Source organism: Synechococcus sp. N19, from assembly GCF_900474045.1.
Lineage (GTDB): Bacteria > Cyanobacteriota > Cyanobacteriia > PCC-6307 > Cyanobiaceae > Parasynechococcus.
This window is the reverse complement of the sequence record NZ_UCNR01000011.1, coordinates 141,665-159,564: the sequence shown is the minus strand read 5'-3', so window position 1 is coordinate 159,564 and position 17,900 is coordinate 141,665. Positions and strand designations below refer to the sequence as shown.

Here is a 17,900-nt window from a genome sequence, read left to right as displayed (position 1 = left end):
AGTCTTGGCTGCCGCTGACCACCTGGAGGTGCCGCGTCAGCACGGCCTGTTCAACCACCACGGCATCGACCTCGGGGACGGAACCGTCGCCCACTATCTGGAAGGGCGTGAAATTCTGCGCAGCCCCTTGGAGGAGTTCAGCCAGGACCAACCGCTGCGGGTGATCAACTACGTCGAGGCGTCTCCGCAGGGTGTGACCCTGCGCCGGGCCATGGGGCGTCTGGGAGAGCAGGACTACAACCTGCTGTTCAACAACTGCGAGCACTTCGCCACCTGGTGCAAAACCGGACGTCATCGCAGTGGCCAGGTGGACTCCGTGCTGGAACGGGCCCGCCACTGGAGCGGGCTGATGCCTTCGGCGCTGATGCGGGGCCTGGAGCTCCTGATGCAACGGGGCCTGCTCGATGACGACGCCCGCGCCATGGCCAGGCGAGGCGTGGAGAAGCTGGAACGCCTGCGCCTCTCGCTGCTGCACAAGTTGGAGGGTCTGCTGGAACGAGCAGGAGAGGGAACCGATCGCCGGCTGTTGCTCACGGGCCAGAGCCTGGCCGATGAACTGGCCGCCGTCGAAGACCTGAAACAACGCATTGATGCCCTGCTCCAGCAGCACCCCGCCCTCCCAGGCTCCGATTCCTCTGAGTAATCTCCTCTCAACGCTCGCGGCGCATGAGTTCGGCCTACCAGCCGCTGCATCACAAATACCGGCCCCAGCGCTTTGATCAGCTGGTGGGGCAGGAGGCGATCGCCGCCACCCTGGGCCACGCCCTCACCAGCAATCGGATTGCCCCGGCCTATCTGTTCAGCGGCCCCCGCGGCACCGGCAAAACCTCCAGCGCCCGCATCCTGGCCCGCTCGCTCAATTGCCTGAACAGCGAGGGGCCCACTCCAGAGCCCTGTGGCACCTGTGAGCTCTGCACCACGATCGCCGCCGGCACCGCCCTCGATGTGATCGAGATCGATGCCGCCTCCAACACCGGCGTCGACAACATCCGCGAGCTGATCGAACGCTCCCGCTTCGCACCGGTGCAGGCCCGCTGGAAGGTGTACGTGGTGGACGAGTGCCACATGCTCTCCACAGCAGCCTTCAACGCCCTACTGAAAACCCTGGAGGAGCCCCCGCCGCAGGTGGTGTTCGTGCTCGCCACCACCGACCCGCAACGGGTGCTGCCAACGATCCTCAGCCGTTGTCAACGCTTTGATTTCCGCCGCATTCCTCTGGATGCCCTCAACAAGCATCTGAGCTGGATCGCCGCACAGGAAGCGATCGAGATCAAGCCTGAGGCCATTCATGTGGTGGCTCAGCGGTCTCAGGGAGGCCTGCGTGATGCGGAAAGCCTGCTGGATCAGCTGAGCCTGCTGCCGCCACCGATCGAAGCCGCTGCGGTATGGGATCTGCTGGGGGCCGTGCCCGAGCAGGAACTGCTGGAGCTGGTGGGGGCCATGAGCAGCGCCGAACCTGTGCAGCTGCTGGAGGCCACCCGCAACCTGCTGGACCGGGGCCGGGATCCCGGGGCCGTGCTGCAGGGTCTGGCCGGGATGCTGCGCGATCTGGTGCTGATGGCCGCCGCTCCGGAGCGACTGGAACTCACCAGCGTGTCGCCCCAGTTCCGCGAGCAGCTGCCCGCCCTCGCCAAGACCATCGGCAGGGTCCGCTTGCTGCAATGGCAGGCACAACTGCGCGGCACCGAGCAACAACTGCGCCAAAGCGTGCAGCCGCGCCTGTGGCTGGAAGTGCTGCTTTTGGGGTTGCTGGCGGAACCGGTGGCGGCTCAGAGCGCAGCCGCAGCGCCGGCCCCAAGACAACCAGCAACAACGCAGCCGGCAGCAGCAAGCCCACCGACAACACCAGTCGCCCCTCCTGCTCCCACGGCTTCCGCCGCAGCCCCTGCAGCAACCCCAGCAATCGAGGCGCCCAGCCCCAGCCCAAAACCTGGCCCTGCGCCATCACCGGAACTGCCGGCGGTCTCCACCCCTGCAACGGCCGCCAGCACCAACCTGCCCGAGCTCTGGCAACAGATCCTGGGCAGCCTCGAACTGCCCTCCACCCGAATGCTGCTGTCGCAGCAGGCCCAACTGGTGCGCCTTGATGCCAACCGTGCCGTTGTGCAGGTGGCAGGCAACTGGATGGGGATGGTGCAGAGCCGAGCATCCCTGCTGGAACAGGCCGTGGCCAAAGCGCTTGGAGGCTCGCGGCAGCTGGTGCTGGAGGCCAGTAACAGCGCCATGCCACCTCCGCTGGCAACAGCCCCGGTCACACCACCATCAATCACTCCACCGACCACACCCCCCCCGATCGCTCCGGACATCACAACCATGCCGGTCGGGACAGCCCCGGTCGCAACAGCCCCAGCAGCGGTCGAGCCCCCAACTCCGGCACCCTCAGCAACACCAGCGTCAGCTCCGGTGTCAGCGCCAGAACTGCCGCACACCCAAGCCAAACCATTGGACGCCAACCCGGCAACTGCACCAGCAGAACCCAACCCTCAACCCAGTCCTCCCTCAGGCCTGGATCGTCAGGCCCGCAACCTGGCGGACTTCTTCAATGGTCAGGTGCTCGACGTTGACGACGTCAACTGAGTGAACGTCGATTCAACGACCCTCGCCACGGTCATGCCGTTCAACAGGCAACAACCTCAGGCCTGAACCGGATGCTCCTGACCATGGCTGGTTTTGGCCCAGACCAAGCGTTTGGGGAGCAGTGACATCCGCAGCGTCACCCAGGGAATCACCACAAACCAGTGGCCGAGGTAGGCGATCGCCACAAGGAGATTGGCCAGGCTCGCTGAGGGGATCTCCGGCCCTTCGCTGCCACCACGACAGCCGCGCCAGTAAGCCAGACCCGAAACGCTGAAGGCCACAACAGACAAGGGCCAGTAGACCGGCAGGCTTCGGGTGATCAGAGCCGTGCTCAGATCAGCGAAGGACACCACCGGCAGGGCGTACTGGAGCAGAAAAAAGGCCGTCAGATCCCAACGCTGGCGAAAACTGAGCTGGGCCGAGGTCAGCACCGGCCAGTAATCAAAGAAGCGCTGCAATCCGCCTTCCGCCCAGCGCTGCCGTTGTTTCCACAAGGCATGGAGACCAGGAACCGCCTCTTCCTGGACCGGAGGGTCCCACAACAATCCCACCAAGGCCCCATGGGTCAGCAGGCGGAAGCTGAGATCCAGGTCATCGGTGACGGTGTCTTCATTGAAACCACCACTGGACTCGAGCACGGAGCGCTTGATCAGCTGTCCGTTCCCCCGCAGTTCGGCCACGCCTCCATTGGCCAGTCGGCCCGACTGGATCACCGAATCCAGAGCCATCTCCATCGCCTGGGATCGGGTCAACCAATTGCGATCGGCATCAATCACGGCCTTGCGCAGCTGCACCGCCGACCAGCCACCCTCCACGGCGTAGGGAACAAGGCGCTCGAGTAAGTCGTCCTGCAACTGAGCATCCGCATCAAGCACCAGCAGCCACTCACCTTTGAGGCAGCCCAAAGCGGTGTTGAGCGCACCCGACTTGCCCCCACCGGCATTGCGCTGGCGATGGATCACGTTCAGCTCAGGGTGCTGGCTGGCCAGATCGTCCAGCAGCTCAGAAGTTCGGTCAAGACTGCCGTCGTCGATCACACAGGTGGTGAGCTGCCCGGACGGATAACGCAGTGAAGTAAGCCGTTCCACCAAACGCGGCACCACCGCCTCTTCGTCGCGGGCGGCCACCACCACATCCAGGCTGGGAAGCTTCGTCCGATCAATCTCCGGCATGGACACCGATGACCCACGCATCAGCTGCCCGCGCATGACGGAACGGAGGCCATAGCCCCCAAGCATCAGGGCAAGACTGATGGCGGGCCAGAGCGAACGGGCGGAGTCCAGCCAGTGGGGAGCAGCACCAGCACATCCGCATGCGAACAGGAACGCTGCCGATTTCACCCGACGGTGATCACCCGATGTGGCGTTCGAGCTCATCCAGCTGCCCAGGTGGGAAGGACTTTAAGGGGACTGCACCAGTGTTGAGAGTGGGCCGTAGACAGTCCCTGGGTAGTAATGGCTCAGGATCCGCTCCACAGGCCAGCCACGCCAAGCCAGATCAATGGCTCCAGCCTGCGACAAACCAGCCCCATGGCCAAAGCCACCACCAACCACCAACCAGCGTTCAGTCCCCTGAGGCTCCAAGACGAACAGGGTGCTGGGCAGCGTGCGGAGGGTCCGGCGAATGGCATCCAACTTGAGGATGACCGGAGCGGCGTCGCTGCTGCCTGAGATCTGCAAGGCCAGCACCCTGCCGCTGGCGCCCCGCTCGAGCACCTTCAATTGCAAAGGCGAAACCAGCGGGTCTGCGGCTGCGCCAAGGGCCTGACGCAAGGTCGGGCCCGAAAGGATTCGGGTCCAGCGGAAGCGGGGGTGCCGCTGGCCAAAGGCCCCGCTGCGATCCGCCAGCAGCACCTGCACCGCCTGGCGCTGCTGCAGGGGCAAGGGATGACGGTTGCTCCAGCCCTCATCCCCATCCGGCTGCGCACGCAAATAAGTGGTGGGCTGCATGGCCCAGGCTTCCGGCCCGGCAGCCATCACCCCGCCGTTGGTGGCGTGATACACGGCGCTGATCGGCTGATTGTTCAGGCTGAGCAACTTGCCCTGGGTGGCTGCAATCGCCTCGCGCACAGCAGCTCCCGCATGGCGGGGATCGCTGTAGACCTGACACTGGGTGTCGCTGCAGAGGTGATAGCCATCAACGCTGAAGCGATGGCTGTTGGCCAGAGCCCAGGTGCGCGCCAGAACGGTCTGGGCCTGCAACGCCGCCATCGGTGAACCGGCACCGATCTCATGGGGCACCACCCCCTCGAGGTAGCGCTCCACCGGCACCTGCTCCACAAGGGTCCAGCTGCCATAGGCATCCATTTGCAAGCGGAAGGGCCCTTCAAAACGTCCACCCGCCCAGAGCAACCCATCCGAGGCCTCAATCAAGAGAGGTCCTTGCAGGGGGCGCTCACCCTCCAGCGTCTGCAACACCGGTTCGACGGTGCTGGTGACGGTGCTTTGCCAATCGCGCACGGCCAGACCATCGGGAACAGGCGAGCCCTCCGGCGCCCACACCTCCCACTCCTTGGGATGGGCCACCTCGGCCGCAACTCCAAGAGCACGCCAACGGGAGGCAACACGATCCGCCGACTCAAAGCTGGCGTAGGGACCTGCAATCCGGCGGGCCAACTTGAGCGGACGGGCCAAGGCAACGCTTCGCCAGGTGATCACGAAACCTGAACCAATCCCTTGCTCCCCGGTGGCGTCGCGAAGAGTGAGCGATCCGGCAAAGGCACGCAGGTTCAAAGCAGCGGCGGTCGCCGTGGCACCAAGGTGATCCTCCAAGGCCACCCAGAGCACCGGTTCATGACCTTCAACCCGCGGTGGGTCAGCGACAGAACGGTGCGTCGCCCGCTGAACCGGTTCCACCACCGGGGGCTCAGACACGGCGGATTGCAGGCCATCACCCTGCTCACGGGCGCGGCAGCCCAGGCCCACGCAAAGCAGCAATGTGAGCGTCAGGAACCGAATCATTCAGCAGGGGGCACGTCGGGACGTATTGTTGTCGTTTGTGTCCGAACGAGCAGACCAATGCCCAAGCTGAAGACCCGCAAAGCTGCCGCGAAGCGGTTCAAAGCGACCGGCACTGGCAAATTTCTGCGTCGTCGCGCTTTCCGGAACCACCTGCTGGACCACAAAACGCCCAAGCAGAAGCGTCATCTGGCCACCAAGGCCGTGGTGGACCGCACCGATGAAGAGCGCGTGACCCTGATGATGCCCTACGCCTGAGCACAGCTGCTCAGACGAGACCGTTCAACAAGACCTGATCCAACCCTTCCAACCTCATGGCCCGCGTCAAGAGAGGCAACGTCGCCCGTAAACGCCGCAACAAGATCCTGCGTCTGGCCCGTGGCTTCCGTGGTGGCAACGGAACCCTGTTCCGTACAGCAAACCAGCGGGTGATGAAAGCCCTCTGCAATGCTTACCGCGATCGTCGTCGTCGCAAGCGTGATTTCCGTCGCCTTTGGATTGCCCGCATCAACGCAGCTGCCCGCCTCAATGGTGTGAGCTACAGCCGTCTGATGGGCGGTCTCAAGAAGGCCGATGTGCGCCTGAACCGCAAGATGCTGGCTCAGCTAGCAGTTGTTGACCCCGGCAGCTTCACCAACGTCGTGGCTGCAGCTAAGAGCTGAATTTCCCAACCGTGAACCTGCTGCCCCAGACCTACCTGCTGGGCCTGGTCGGCCTGCTTGCCATCGTTGCGGTGGTGGTTGGCCGACAATTTTTTCGTGTGCGTCGTGATGAAGCACGCCTGATTGAGCTCGAGAAATCCGACACGGCCTCGTCACGACAGGCGTCTGACCTCTACGAACTCGGATCCGTTCAATTGCGAAAGCGGTTGTACCCGCAGGCGGCTGCCACCCTGAAGCAGGCACTGAAACGCCTGAGTGGTGAGCCGGATGAAGCCCGTGCGCTGATCGAAAACGCTCTTGGCTTTGCTTTGGCAGCACAAAAGGATTACTCCGGTGCCACCAAGCATTACAAGCTTGCTCTGAAGTCGAAAGCGGACTACCCCGTAGCCCTCAATAACCTGGCTTTTGCTCAGGAGAAGCTGCTGAAGGACGCTGAGGCGATCTCCCTCTATGAGCAGACACTTCAACTGGAACCCGACAACGCCACTGCAAAGAAAGGGCTGAAGAAACTCAAACGGCGGAACAGCTGAGTTCTTTCAGATCTCCTTGTTGCCTCACAAAAATATGGTCACCAGAGCGGCTGAACCGGGGGTTCTTCCTCACAGCCACTGGTCAATGCCAGACGTCCACCCACTCCAGTGCTGGGATTGGCCACGTTGATCAGACGAGGTGCCTGCCAGCTGGTGGGACTGAACATCTGCAGGCCAAGGAAGACGCCACCAGGCTCAAGGCCTGCAATCAAAGGATCCGCCAAGGGAATGAGATCAAGCTGATCCGACCTGGCATGGAGATTGCCTTGTACCGGTGTGGTCACGGAGCCAAGGGTCATCGTGCCCCGAAGGTCCACCATCTGGCCCATGGCCGTCATCTGGGTGATGTCCAACGTGACATCAACGGTGGGATTTCCATCAAAGGGTTCAAACGTGCCGCACCATTGGCGGGGCAGCGATACCGCCAGCTCAGCAGCGCGTGCGACAGGGTCGAAGCTCTCGACTTCGATGGCATCGAGCTCCAGAGGAACCGCCAGCTGAATCGGATCCAGAGGCAGCTGAGGGTTGGTCTTAAACGGCACCTGGCTGCCAGCCGGGAGATCCATGGCGAGCAGGAGCGGCATGGAAGACGATGGATGATGCAGGAACGGTAGGCCCTTTTGCTCAGACGCGTCATGGATTCGCCCTCCCCCAGCTCCGACCCCCTGACCATCGGCGGACGTCAGTTCAACAGCCGCCTGTTCACGGGCACCGGCAAATATCCATCCATGGCATCGATGCAGCAGAGCATCGAGAGATCCGGCTGCGACATGGTCACGGTGGCCGTGCGCCGGGTGCAGACCGTGGCCGCAGGCCATGAGGGCCTGATGGAAGCCATTGATTGGCGGCGGATATGGATGCTGCCCAACACGGCGGGCTGCACCGATGCCGAAGAGGCAGTGCGCGTGGCACGGCTTGGACGGGAGCTGGCCAAGCTGGCGGGACAGGAGGACAACACCTTCGTGAAGCTGGAGGTGATTCCTGACTCCCGGCATCTTCTGCCCGATCCAATCGGCACCCTGAACGCCGCAGAACAACTGGTGAAGGAAGGGTTCACAGTTCTGCCTTACATCAATGCAGATCCCCTGCTGGCCAAACGGCTGGAGGAGGTCGGATGCGCCACGGTGATGCCTCTGGGCTCTCCGATCGGCTCGGGTCAGGGACTCAACAATGCCGCCAACATCGGTCTAATCATCGAAAACGCCGGGGTTCCAGTGGTGGTGGATGCCGGCATTGGTGTTCCAAGCGAGGCGGCACAGGCCCTCGAGATGGGCGCCGATGCCGTGCTGGTCAACAGCGCCATCGCCCTGGCGGGCGACCCCGCCGGAATGGCCGAGGCCATGGGTCAGGCAGTGATGGCCGGGCGGACCGCCCACCTCTCCGGGCGCTTGCCGCGGAGGGATCAGGCCTCTGCCAGCTCACCGACCACGGGCCTGGTGCAGTCACCCCAATGAAGTGAAGAGACGTGAAGTGAGGTGAAGCCTGCTTCACAAAGGCAGGCAATGAGCATTTGGACTCATAAGGTCCGACCAGTCGCATTGGACCCATGTCGGTCACCACGGAAGACGGCGGTCGTCTCAACGCCTTCGCCAAGGAGCCACGCATGGAGGTGATGGACGTCGCCACCAGCCAGAGCCGTAACCGCAGCTCAATGATGATGTTGGTGAGCGGTGGATTGATCGTGGCCGCGATGGTGGCGGTGACCGTCGCCATCAGCTGAGACGGTTCACACTGAAAATCCCTGTAGTAGCTTGCCAAGACTGAGCATCACGCTCGTTCCAGCAGGAGTTTGGGGTGAAAGTTCTCGTTCTCGGCGGTGACGGCTTCTGCGGCTGGCCCTGTGCGGTGAACCTGGCGGATCAGGGCCACGACGTTCTGATCGTGGACAACCTCAGCCGTCGCAAGATCGACATCGACCTTGAAGTTGAGTCGCTGACACCGATCGTGAGCATCGGTGAGCGCCTCAAAGTCTGGGAGGAAACCGGCGGCAAGCCGATGAGGTTTGTCCACATGGACATCGCCCATGAGTACCAGCGGTTGCTGGATCTGCTCCGGGACGAGCGCCCCGATTCCGTGGTCCACTTCGCGGAACAGCGGGCCGCCCCCTATTCGATGAAGAGCAGCGCCACCAAGCGCTACACCGTCGATAACAACGTCAACGGCACCCACAACCTGCTGGCGGCCATCGTTGAAAGCGGTCAGGACATCCACGTGGTGCACCTCGGCACCATGGGTGTCTACGGCTATGGCTCCCACCGCGGCGCAACCATCCCTGAGGGCTACCTCAAGGTAGAGGTGCCCCAGCCCGACGGCAGCCGCTTTGAGGAGGAAATCCTCCACCCGGCAAGCCCCGGCAGCGTCTATCACATGACGAAGACGCTCGACCAGCTGCTCTTCCTCTACTACAACAAGAACGACAAGGTCCGCATCACCGACCTGCACCAGGGCATCGTCTGGGGAACCAACACCGATGCCACAGACCGTGACCCGCGACTCACCAATCGCTTTGATTACGACGGCGATTACGGCACGGTGCTGAACCGCTTCCTGATGCAAGCCGCCATCGGCTATCCGCTCACCGTTCATGGAACCGGGGGCCAGACCCGCGCCTTCATCCATATCCGCGATTCCGTGCGCTGCGTCCAGCTGGCGCTGGAGAACCCTCCGGAACAAGGGGAGCGGGTGAAGATCTTCAACCAGATGACCGAGAGCCATCAGGTGGGTGAACTGGCCAAGAAGGTGGCTGCCCTCACCGGGGCTCAGGTCAACAACCTGCCCAACCCCCGCAACGAGGCTGTTGAAAACGATCTGATCGTGGACAACCGCTGCTTCATCGAGCTGGGCCTCGACCCCACCACCCTCGATGACGGCCTGCTGAAGGAAGTGGTGGAAATCGCCACCCGCTACGCCGACCGTTGCGACCGCAATCGCATCCTCTGCACCTCCGCCTGGACCAAAACCCAGGCCCAGGCCATCGGCACCGCGTCCTGATCGAGCTTCATCCTTGAAAGTCGCCTTCTTCACCGAAACTTTCCTGCCGAAGGTTGATGGCATCGTCACCCGTCTGACCAAGACGGTGAAGCATCTGGTGGACGCCGGCGATGAAGTGGTGGTCTTCTGCCCGGAGGGCTGTCCAGATGAGTACATGGGGGCACGCCTGATCGGTGTTCCGGCAATGCCGCTGCCGCTCTATCCCGAGCTCAAACTGGCCTTGCCTCGCCCGGCGGTGTCCGACGCGATCGATGCGTTTCAACCCGATCTGATCCACGTTGTGAACCCGGCGGTGCTGGGTCTTGGCGGCATCTGGCTCGCAAAAAACAAAGGCATCCCCCTGGTCGCGAGTTATCACACCCACCTGCCCAAGTACCTCGAGCACTACGGCCTGGGAATGCTGGAGCCCCTGCTTTGGGAAATGCTCAAGGCCGCCCATAACCAGGCCCTGCTGAATCTGTGCACCTCCACCGCCATGGTGAAGGAGCTCAGCGACAAAGGCATTCAGCACACTGATCTGTGGCAGCGGGGCGTGGACACGGAGTTGTTCCGTCCCGAGCTGCGCAGCGCGGAATTGCGCCAACGGCTTCTCGGGGGCCATGACGACCGTGGAGCGCTGCTGCTCTACGTCGGCCGCCTCTCGGCGGAGAAGCAGATCGAACGGATCCGCCCCGTGCTGGAGGCCCTTCCCGATGCACGACTGGCCCTGGTGGGCGATGGTCCCCACCGCCAACAACTGGAGAAGCACTTCGAGGGAACAGCCACCACCTTCGTCGGCTACCTCGCCGGGGACGACCTGGCAGGGGCCTACGCCAGCGGCGATGCCTTCCTCTTCCCCTCCAGCACCGAAACGCTGGGGCTGGTGCTGCTGGAAGCTATGGCAGCCGGCTGTCCGGTGGTCGGCGCCAACCGTGGCGGCATCCCCGACATCATCACCGACGGCGTCAACGGCTGCCTCTATGAACCCGACGGCGCCGATGGTGGCGCTGCAAGCCTGATCGAAGCCACCCGCCGCCTGCTGGGCAACGACCTGGAACGCCAGGCCCTGCGCAGTGCTGCCCGCGCCGAAGCCGAGCGCTGGGGCTGGGCAGGCGCCACCGAACAATTGCGGACTTATTACCGCACGGTGCTGTCAGCGCCTCAACTCACGGCCGCCTAGCGCTGCCGGGTGCGCTCCCACTCGGCCAGCACCTTCTTGGCCATGGGTAGAGCGTGAACCGATCCCCCGCCAGGAGTGTTCTGGGCAAAGGCCACCACAACGATCTTGCCGTCGGAATATGGGGCATAGCAGACGAACCAGGCGTGATCAGGGCCTCCCGTGCTGTCTTCAGCCGTTCCGGTTTTGCCAGCGGCCACAGGAATGCCAGGGCCATTGAGTCCGGCACCGGTTCCGGCCTCCACCACTTTGCGCAGGCCCTCCCGGATCGTTTGCAACGTTGATGGCTTCATCGACACCTTGGTGCGGTGCTCCGGACTCAGCCAGTCGATGTCACCGGCGGCGAGATGGGGCGTCACCAACCAACCACCATTGGCGAACACCGCATAAGCACGGGCCAACTGCAAGGGAGTGATCTGCACCACGGACTGGCCAATGGAGGCACTGGCCATGTCCTCCGGGATCCATGGAGTGGTGCCGGGATCGGTCCAGCCGCGGCCGCGGGCAGCCCAGTCTTCATCCCCCACAAGCCCGACACTCTCTTCCCAGCCGATCTCAATGCCGGTTTTCTGCTGGAAGCCCAGCTGATCAGCCGCCTGTTTGAGAGCTTTGGAGCCAACCCCTACGCCCACTTGATAAAAAAACGTGTTGCTGGAAAAGCGCAGGGCATCGGCATAGCCGATATGACCGAAACCAGCACCGTTGTGATCCGAGAAGCAATGGCCGCCGTAGGTGATGCAGGCCGTGGTGTAGAGCTTGGTGTCGGGCGGGAATTGGCCCGACTCCATGCCCGCCATCGCCGTCACCGGCTTCCAGGTGCTGCCGGGGTCATAGGGATTCATAGCCCGGGACAGCAACGGCTTCTTCGGATTGGAGAAGAGGGCGTCGTACTCCTTCTGGGTAGTGATCAGCTTGGAGAAGAAATTCGGATCAAAACTGGGACGGCTGGCCAAAGCCAACACGGCACCCGTTGCCGCCTCCAACGCCACCACGGCGCCACCGGGCTTGTCGGCCAGCGCCTGCTCCGCCACCCGCTGCAGATCCAGGTCGAGGGTGAGCACCAGATCCTTTCCTGCTTGAGACGGTCGATCGCCCAGATTGCGCTGGACCTCGCCCATGGCATTCACCTCGAGCATCTGGCCGCCCCACTTCCCACGCAGATGGCGCTCGTAAGCCGCTTCAACACCGGTACGACCAATGCGGTCGCGAATCTTGTATCCCTTCTCCGCCAGGATTTCGAATTCGCTTTCCGTGATCGGCTGGGTGTAGCCGAGGGCATGGGCCGCCAGGGTTCCATTGGGATAGGAGCGCAGGATGTCGACATCCACCTGGGCACCCCGCAACCCCAAGGCCTGTTCCCGGAAGCGCAGCACCTGTTCCGGCTTGAGATCGAGGGCCAACGTGGTGCGGTAACCATCCCGATCCAGGCCCTTTTGCCGGCGCTGGTCGAGCAGATCAGGCTTCAGGCGCAACAGCCGTGCCAAGCGTTCCCGCAGATCAGGCCAGTCGTCATCGCTGACCAGACGCGGCTCGAGGTACAGGGAGTAAGTGAGTTTGCTGGTGGCCAGCACCCGGCCTTTGCGATCAAGCAACCGACCGCGAATGGGCGAGCGTGGCACCAGACGGATGCGATTTTCATCCGCCAGTTCACGAAAGCGCGACCCCTCCAGCAGCTGCATCCAGACCAGGCGGCTAACCATGGCGCTGCAAAACAGCAGCACCAACACCAGCAGCACCAGAGGTTGCTGACGCAGACCGGTCTGACGCTGCTGGGCGGAACGGGTCATTCCTGTTGCTGCGCTGGCAAACGGCGGCGCAACTCCTCGAGGCGCTCTTCGATCCGCCGCAAGGTCGGCAGCAAATCGTCGGGCCCGTCCTGTTCAACCGTTGCGGGTTCGTCCACAGAGACCGAAACCGGCATCACCGGATTGCCCAGCCCGGGGCTCACGGCATCCAGCTGTTCTCGCACGTCGCGCGCCACGGGCTCACCCTCCTGACGCAAATCAGCGATGGGGTCCTCCGAGCCGGCCGTAAACACCTCCATCACCTTGCCGGGACCCCCCTGACGGGCACGTTCCAGCACGGCCAGCCCCACTGGGAGCACATCCTGCATCAAAGACAGACGCAACTGGTCGAGCGGGTTGTCGGAGTTGGAATCAGCGGCCATGGGGCCAGATCAACGGACCCCAGTCTGTCCCGAAGGAAGCGCCAATGTCGGACAAGCGGCACGGTCCGCCGCCAGGGACCATCCCATCACGCCACTGAGCACCATCAGCATCACGACAGGCACCAGGGCTTTCTGGGTGGTGTCCAGCAGAATCCACTCGCGCCAGGCACGCCAGAAGCGGCTGCGCTCAAAGCGGCGGTGCTCACGGGTTTCGTCGCGCTGACGCCGCCGGATCGCCTTGTCCACCCAACGCTCGAAGGCCCGCTTCTTGGTGATCGTCATCTTGCGTTCCACCTCGAGCATCTGCCCGGAACCCAGTTCGGGATGGAAGGTGCTGATCAGCTCCAGGCTCTTGAGGAACATCTCCACAGCGCCATCGTGGACTGCGGTGGCGTGATCATCCAGCTGTCCCCAGTCGAGTTCGGGGTAAAAACGGCTGCGGTTGGCCGTGATCTGATCCTCCGTCAGCTGGCCGGGCTCCCGCAGCCAGCGATCGGTGTTGCTGTCGAACCGCCGCCAATAGAGGAAAGGGTTCAGATAGATCGTGCGGCCACCCAGCTGAATGCTGTCCTGCTGCAGCCGACGCTGCAGCTGAACATCCTGCTGTTGTGTCGCCGTCATTTCCCAAAGGCCGGTGGCCCAAGGTATCGGTGATGCAGGGCCGTCGCCAGCTGTGATTCAGCCTGCGTCAGCCGCGAGTTATTCCCACTCGATCGTGCCGGGGGGCTTGCTGGTGATGTCGAGCACCACCCGGTTCACCCCCTTCACCTCATTCACGATCCGATTGGAGATGGTCTCCATAAGGTCGTAGGGAAGTCGGGACCAATCGGCGGTCATGCCGTCCTCACTGGACACACAACGCAGCACGATCGGCCAGGCATAGGTGCGTTTGTCCCCCATCACCCCAACCGAACGCACGGGCAGCAGCACGGCAAAGGCCTGCCAGATGTCGTGATACAGCCCTGCTTCCTTGATTTCCTGGCGAACAATCAGGTCGGCATCACGCAGGCAGTCCAGCTTCTCGTCGGTAACTTCACCCAAGATGCGGATGGCCAGACCAGGCCCCGGGAAGGGATGGCGGCGCACGATCTCCTCGGGCAGGCCAAGGCTGCGGCCCACCTTGCGCACTTCATCCTTGAACAGCTTGCGCAGGGGCTCCACAAGCTTGAACTGAAGGTCTTTGGGAAGACCGCCCACGTTGTGGTGGCTCTTGATCTTCACGGCAACCCGCTCGCCCGTCTTGGGGTCCACGTTGGTGCCGGCGCTTTCGATCACGTCGGGATAAAGCGTGCCCTGGGCCAGGTAATCGAAGGGCCCGAGCCGCTTGCTCTCCTCTTCGAACACCCGGATGAACTCGGTGCCGATGATCTTGCGCTTCTCCTCCGGATCGGTGATGCCCTTCAGCTTGCCGATGAACCGCTGACGGGCATTGATGTACTCCACATGGATGTTGAACTTCCGATCGAAGAAGTCCATGAGGAACTCGGGCTCACCCTTCCGCATGAAGCCCTGGTCGATGAACATGCAGGTGAGCTGATCACCAATCGCCTTTTTGAGCAGGAAGGCGAGGGTGGATGAATCCACCCCACCGGAGAGAGCCAACAGAACGCGCTTGTCGCCCACCTGCTCCCGCACCAGGCCAACGGCCTCATCGATGAACGCCGCGGTGGTCCAATCCGGATCACAACCGCAAACGTGATACACGAAATTGCGGATCAGGGCCATGCCGCAGGTGGAATGCACCACCTCGGGGTGGAATTGCACCCCGTAGAGCTTGCGTTGCAGGTGCGCCACCGCCGCCTCCGGCGTGTTGGCGGTGTGGGCCAGACGCACAAACCCATCGGGCAGAGCCTTCACTGAGTCGCCATGGCTCATCCACATCGTCGAACCGTTGTCGACATTGGTGAGCAGGTCCGTGGGGTCGTCCACTTCCAGGGGCGCCTTGCCGTATTCGGCCTTGCCCGTGGCGGCTTCCACAACGCCCCCAAGCTGCTGCACCATCAGCTGCATCCCGTAGCAAACCCCCAGCACGGGAATGCCCAGATCCCAGATGCCGGGATCGCAGAGCGGCGCATGTTCGGCGTACACGGAACTGGGACCACCGCTGAGGATGATTCCCCTCGGAGCCATGCGTCGCAGCTCCTCGGCCGACGTGCTGTAACCGAGCACCACCGAGAACACCTCGGTCTCGCGCACGCGCCGGGCGATCAGCTCCGAATACTGGGAGCCGAAATCAAGGATGACGATGGCCGGCTGACGCTGACCGTCGGACGAGGGCTGGGACATCGATCCTGGGAGGTATCGCTCGCGGACGAGCGTCAATCCCTCAATGTAAAGAAGCGCTTCTCCCCCTCCGGTCCCCACCAGCGCAGGGTGCGGCTTCGATCGAACAGGGCAGCACCAATCCGCATCGACCAGGCGCCGTAGCGATCCACATAGGACTGGCTCCGCCGCTCCACGATCGCGGCCAGATGCTGGCCAAGGGCCATGGCTTGATCGGCCTCCAGTGCCTGAAAGGCCTCCTCAACGGATGCAGCACCCCGCAGTTGCAGCAACTTGGCCACCGACAGACCGGCATCCAGCCCCAGGGCCACAAGCACCTCCAGACGGCCGTCGGCCAGATGGTGATGGGTGTGAAAAATGCCGCCAGCCAGCTTGATCAATTTGCCGTGATAACCCAGCAGCAGCAGATCGCGAACACCGGCCTCCGCCGCGGCCACCAGCACGGGCCCCACCCAGTTCCCCACCTTCAACACGGGCCCCAGACCCTGCTGGCAGGCCAGATCCAAGCCGTTCTCACCGATTACCAGAACGAGGCGTCCCTGAAACGCCGCATCCGCAGCGAGCGCCCTCAGGTCTGCCAACACCTGCTGCAGTTGATCCGGTGCAGCGCTGCGCTGCACCTCCGCCTGGGTACCGATCAACGCCAGACCATCAACAACACCGAAAGCGGCATTGCTGGTGCGTTCGGCCAGGACGCGGCCCCTCGGAAGAATCGGCTGCACCAGCAAGCCCCGACCCGGCGGCACCAGGGGCAACAGATTCCGCTCCAACAGCCCACGGGCAAAACCGGAGAGGCAAACGTCCCCCTCAGCGCCAAAACGACCCACCCCTTCTCCGGCCTGCAGCTCGAGCACCGGCTGGGATGCAGCGATCCAGGCCACCCGCACCCAGACCTCAAGATCGCGCGTCAGATCAAGGCCAGGCCCTGGATCACAACGGCTGATGCCCAGGGCCTCTCCTGGGGCCAGAGGAGCCGCTGAGCAGACCGGCACCTGCAGAGACGGTTGATCTGAGCCTTGACTCAACTGCTGCTCAGGCTCAAACGTCTCACCAAGCAACACCTGCAGGGCCGCCTTGGCCGCCGCCGCCACCCACACCGGCAGGGTCAATCCAGAACTGGAGGGGGCGATGGAACCGGACAAGCTGTTTTCTAGAGTCGCCGATTGGCATCCCCCGCGCCATGCAGGACAAGCTCACCCTGATGATTCCGGGCCCCACCCCGGTGCCGGAAACGGTGCTGAAGGCCATGGGTCGTCACCCCATCGGCCACCGCAGCGGGGAGTTCCAGGCCATCGTGCGGCGGACCGCCGAACAGCTCAAGTGGCTGCACCAGACGACAAGCGACGTGCTGGTGATCACCGGCAGCGGAACCGCCGCCATGGAAGCGGGGATCATCAACACCCTCAGCCGCGGCGACAAGGTGCTCTGCGGTGACAACGGCAAGTTCGGCGAACGCTGGGTCAAGGTGGCCCGCGCCTACGGACTGGATGTTGATGTGATCAAGGCGGAGTGGGGCCAACCCCTCGATCCCGAAGCCTTCCGCTCAGCGTTGGAAGCCGACAGCGCCAAAGCGATCAAGGCCGTGATCCTCACCCACTCGGAAACCTCGACAGGGGTGATCAATGACCTGGAGAGCATTGCCCGTCACGTGAAGGCCCACGGCACGGCCTTGACCCTGGCGGACTGCGTCACCAGCCTTGGTGCCACCAACGTCCCGATGGATGAATGGGGACTGGATGTGGTGGCCTCAGGCGCGCAGAAGGGCTACATGCTTCCACCGGGACTCAGTTTTGTGGCCATGAGTGCACGGGCCTGGGAGGCCTATGAGCGCTCCGATCTGCCCAAGTTCTATCTGGATCTGGGCCCTTACCGGAAAACGGCGGCGAAGGACAGCAACCCCTTCACCCCGGCCGTGAACCTCTACTTCGGCCTGGAAGCTGCTCTGGACATGATGCAGAAGGAAGGTCTGGACGCGATCTTTGCCCGCCACGCCCGCCATCGCGCTGCCGCCCAGGCAGGCATGAAGGCGATGGGCTTGCCCCTGTTTGCCGCCGAGGGTTGCGGCAGCCCGGCCATCACCGCAGTGGCCCCCGAAGGCATCGATGCCGAACAGTTGCGTAAAGCCGTGAAGGAGAAGTTCGACATTCTTCTGGCTGGAGGACAAGACCATCTGAAAGGTCAGGTGTTCCGCATCGGCCATCTCGGCTACGTCTGCGACCGGGATGTGCTGACCGCCGTCGCTGCGATTGAATCCACCCTCCAGTCCCTTGGGCTGCACAAAGGCAGCATGGGAACAGGGGTGGCTGCAGCCTCCGCCGCTCTCGGCTAAAAAACAGATGGCGAGAGCGATCTCGTCCCTTTGCGGGTGTAATTCAGTGGTAGAATGTCAGCTTCCCAAGCTGGACGTCGCCGGTTCGAGTCCGGTCACCCGCTTGAACAAATTTCAAACGTTCATCAAGAACGAGACTTAACGAGCTGAAGAACCTGAGGCCCGGCAGATCCAGCACGGCGTTCGTGTCCCAGTGCCTGCAAGATCAACGAGCCCGCCTCATTGATTCGGCCATCTTCTGCGCAGTG

Annotated in this window: 18 protein-coding genes and 1 tRNA gene; 11 read left to right on the top strand and 8 right to left on the bottom strand. The window is 63.1% G+C overall.

Annotated features, from left to right (window positions below; translation table 11 throughout):
• The first annotated feature begins 4 nt into the window (after positions 1–4).
• Together DXY02_RS08115 and DXY02_RS08110 are read left to right on the top strand one after the other, a co-directional pair.
• Complete coding sequence (locus DXY02_RS08115) at positions 5–643, top strand: lecithin retinol acyltransferase family protein (RefSeq protein WP_114988860.1); 639 nt, start codon at positions 5–7, stop codon at positions 641–643.
• 23 nt (positions 644–666) lie between these two features.
• Positions 667–2,577 (top strand): DNA polymerase III subunit gamma/tau, encoded by a 1,911-nt coding sequence (locus DXY02_RS08110; protein WP_114988859.1) that lies wholly within the window; start codon positions 667–669, stop codon positions 2,575–2,577.
• A 56-nt stretch (positions 2,578–2,633) separates the two neighbouring features.
• On the opposite strand, the gene DXY02_RS08105 is transcribed toward DXY02_RS08110, so the two are convergent.
• Positions 2,634–3,953 (bottom strand): glycosyltransferase family 2 protein, encoded by a 1,320-nt coding sequence (locus DXY02_RS08105; RefSeq protein WP_114988858.1) that lies wholly within the window; start codon positions 3,951–3,953, stop codon positions 2,634–2,636.
• Positions 3,954–3,977: 24 nt separating this feature from the next.
• Complete coding sequence (locus DXY02_RS08100) at positions 3,978–5,537, bottom strand: SpoIID/LytB domain-containing protein (RefSeq protein ID WP_114988857.1); 1,560 nt, start codon at positions 5,535–5,537, stop codon at positions 3,978–3,980.
• 57 nt (positions 5,538–5,594) lie between these two features.
• Between DXY02_RS08100 and rpmI the strand changes: the two genes are divergently transcribed.
• The 3 genes from rpmI to DXY02_RS08085 are packed head-to-tail and all read left to right on the top strand — an operon-like array spanning position 5,595 to position 6,726.
• Positions 5,595–5,792, top strand: coding sequence for a 50S ribosomal protein L35 (rpmI, locus tag DXY02_RS08095; RefSeq protein ID WP_006852081.1), 198 nt, complete (start codon positions 5,595–5,597; stop codon positions 5,790–5,792).
• Between the two features lie 56 nt (positions 5,793–5,848).
• Complete coding sequence (rplT, locus tag DXY02_RS08090) at positions 5,849–6,196, top strand: 50S ribosomal protein L20 (protein WP_011363098.1); 348 nt, start codon at positions 5,849–5,851, stop codon at positions 6,194–6,196.
• Between the two features lie 11 nt (positions 6,197–6,207).
• A complete protein-coding gene (locus tag DXY02_RS08085; RefSeq protein WP_114988856.1) occupies positions 6,208–6,726 on the top strand; it encodes a hypothetical protein in 519 nt (172 codons plus the stop codon).
• 38 nt (positions 6,727–6,764) lie between these two features.
• Here DXY02_RS08085 and DXY02_RS08080 read toward each other — a convergent pair whose 3' ends face one another.
• Positions 6,765–7,310 carry a hypothetical protein gene (locus tag DXY02_RS08080; RefSeq protein ID WP_114988855.1) on the bottom strand — a complete coding sequence of 182 codons (546 nt, stop codon included), beginning with the start codon at positions 7,308–7,310 and terminating at the stop codon, positions 6,765–6,767.
• Between the two features lie 51 nt (positions 7,311–7,361).
• On the opposite strand from DXY02_RS08080, the gene DXY02_RS08075 reads away from it, so the two are divergent.
• From DXY02_RS08075 to DXY02_RS08060, 4 genes are all read left to right on the top strand, one after another.
• On the top strand, positions 7,362–8,180 hold the full coding sequence (locus DXY02_RS08075) for a thiazole synthase (RefSeq protein ID WP_114988854.1): 819 nt from the start codon (positions 7,362–7,364) through the stop codon (positions 8,178–8,180).
• A gap of 92 nt (positions 8,181–8,272) precedes the next feature.
• Positions 8,273–8,446, top strand: a complete 174-nt coding sequence (psb34, locus tag DXY02_RS08070) for a photosystem II assembly protein Psb34 (protein ID WP_114988853.1) — start codon at positions 8,273–8,275, stop codon at positions 8,444–8,446.
• A gap of 74 nt (positions 8,447–8,520) precedes the next feature.
• Positions 8,521–9,717 (top strand): NAD-dependent epimerase/dehydratase family protein, encoded by a 1,197-nt coding sequence (locus tag DXY02_RS08065; protein ID WP_114988852.1) that lies wholly within the window; start codon positions 8,521–8,523, stop codon positions 9,715–9,717.
• A 13-nt stretch (positions 9,718–9,730) separates the two neighbouring features.
• Complete coding sequence (locus tag DXY02_RS08060) at positions 9,731–10,876, top strand: glycosyltransferase family 1 protein (RefSeq protein WP_114988851.1); 1,146 nt, start codon at positions 9,731–9,733, stop codon at positions 10,874–10,876.
• Here DXY02_RS08060 and mrdA read toward each other — a convergent pair.
• The 5 genes from mrdA to cbiD all read right to left on the bottom strand — a co-directional run bounded on the left by mrdA (position 10,873) and on the right by cbiD (position 16,465).
• A complete protein-coding gene (gene mrdA, locus DXY02_RS08055) occupies positions 10,873–12,660 on the bottom strand; it encodes a penicillin-binding protein 2 (RefSeq protein ID WP_114988850.1) in 1,788 nt (595 codons plus the stop codon). The genes DXY02_RS08060 and mrdA overlap by 4 nt on opposite strands.
• On the bottom strand, positions 12,657–13,040 hold the full coding sequence (locus tag DXY02_RS08050; protein ID WP_114988849.1) for a hypothetical protein: 384 nt from the start codon (positions 13,038–13,040) through the stop codon (positions 12,657–12,659). Before DXY02_RS08050 ends, mrdA begins: the two co-directional genes overlap by 4 nt.
• Positions 13,041–13,049: 9 nt before the next feature.
• Positions 13,050–13,661 carry a hypothetical protein gene (locus DXY02_RS08045; protein ID WP_114988848.1) on the bottom strand — a complete coding sequence of 204 codons (612 nt, stop codon included), beginning with the start codon at positions 13,659–13,661 and terminating at the stop codon, positions 13,050–13,052.
• A 78-nt stretch (positions 13,662–13,739) separates the two neighbouring features.
• Positions 13,740–15,326: a glutamine-hydrolyzing GMP synthase gene (guaA, locus tag DXY02_RS08040; protein ID WP_114988847.1), complete on the bottom strand. Its 1,587-nt coding sequence runs from the start codon at positions 15,324–15,326 to the stop codon at positions 13,740–13,742.
• A gap of 32 nt (positions 15,327–15,358) precedes the next feature.
• A complete protein-coding gene (cbiD, locus tag DXY02_RS08035) occupies positions 15,359–16,465 on the bottom strand; it encodes a cobalt-precorrin-5B (C(1))-methyltransferase CbiD (RefSeq protein ID WP_114988846.1) in 1,107 nt (368 codons plus the stop codon).
• A 38-nt stretch (positions 16,466–16,503) separates the two neighbouring features.
• Between cbiD and DXY02_RS08030 the strand changes: the two genes are divergently transcribed.
• Together DXY02_RS08030 and DXY02_RS08025 are read left to right on the top strand one after the other, a co-directional pair.
• Positions 16,504–17,652, top strand: coding sequence for an alanine--glyoxylate aminotransferase family protein (locus DXY02_RS08030; RefSeq protein ID WP_114988845.1), 1,149 nt, complete (start codon positions 16,504–16,506; stop codon positions 17,650–17,652).
• 32 nt (positions 17,653–17,684) lie between these two features.
• Positions 17,685–17,756, top strand: a tRNA-Gly gene (locus DXY02_RS08025).
• The last annotated feature ends 144 nt before the right edge of the window (positions 17,757–17,900 follow it).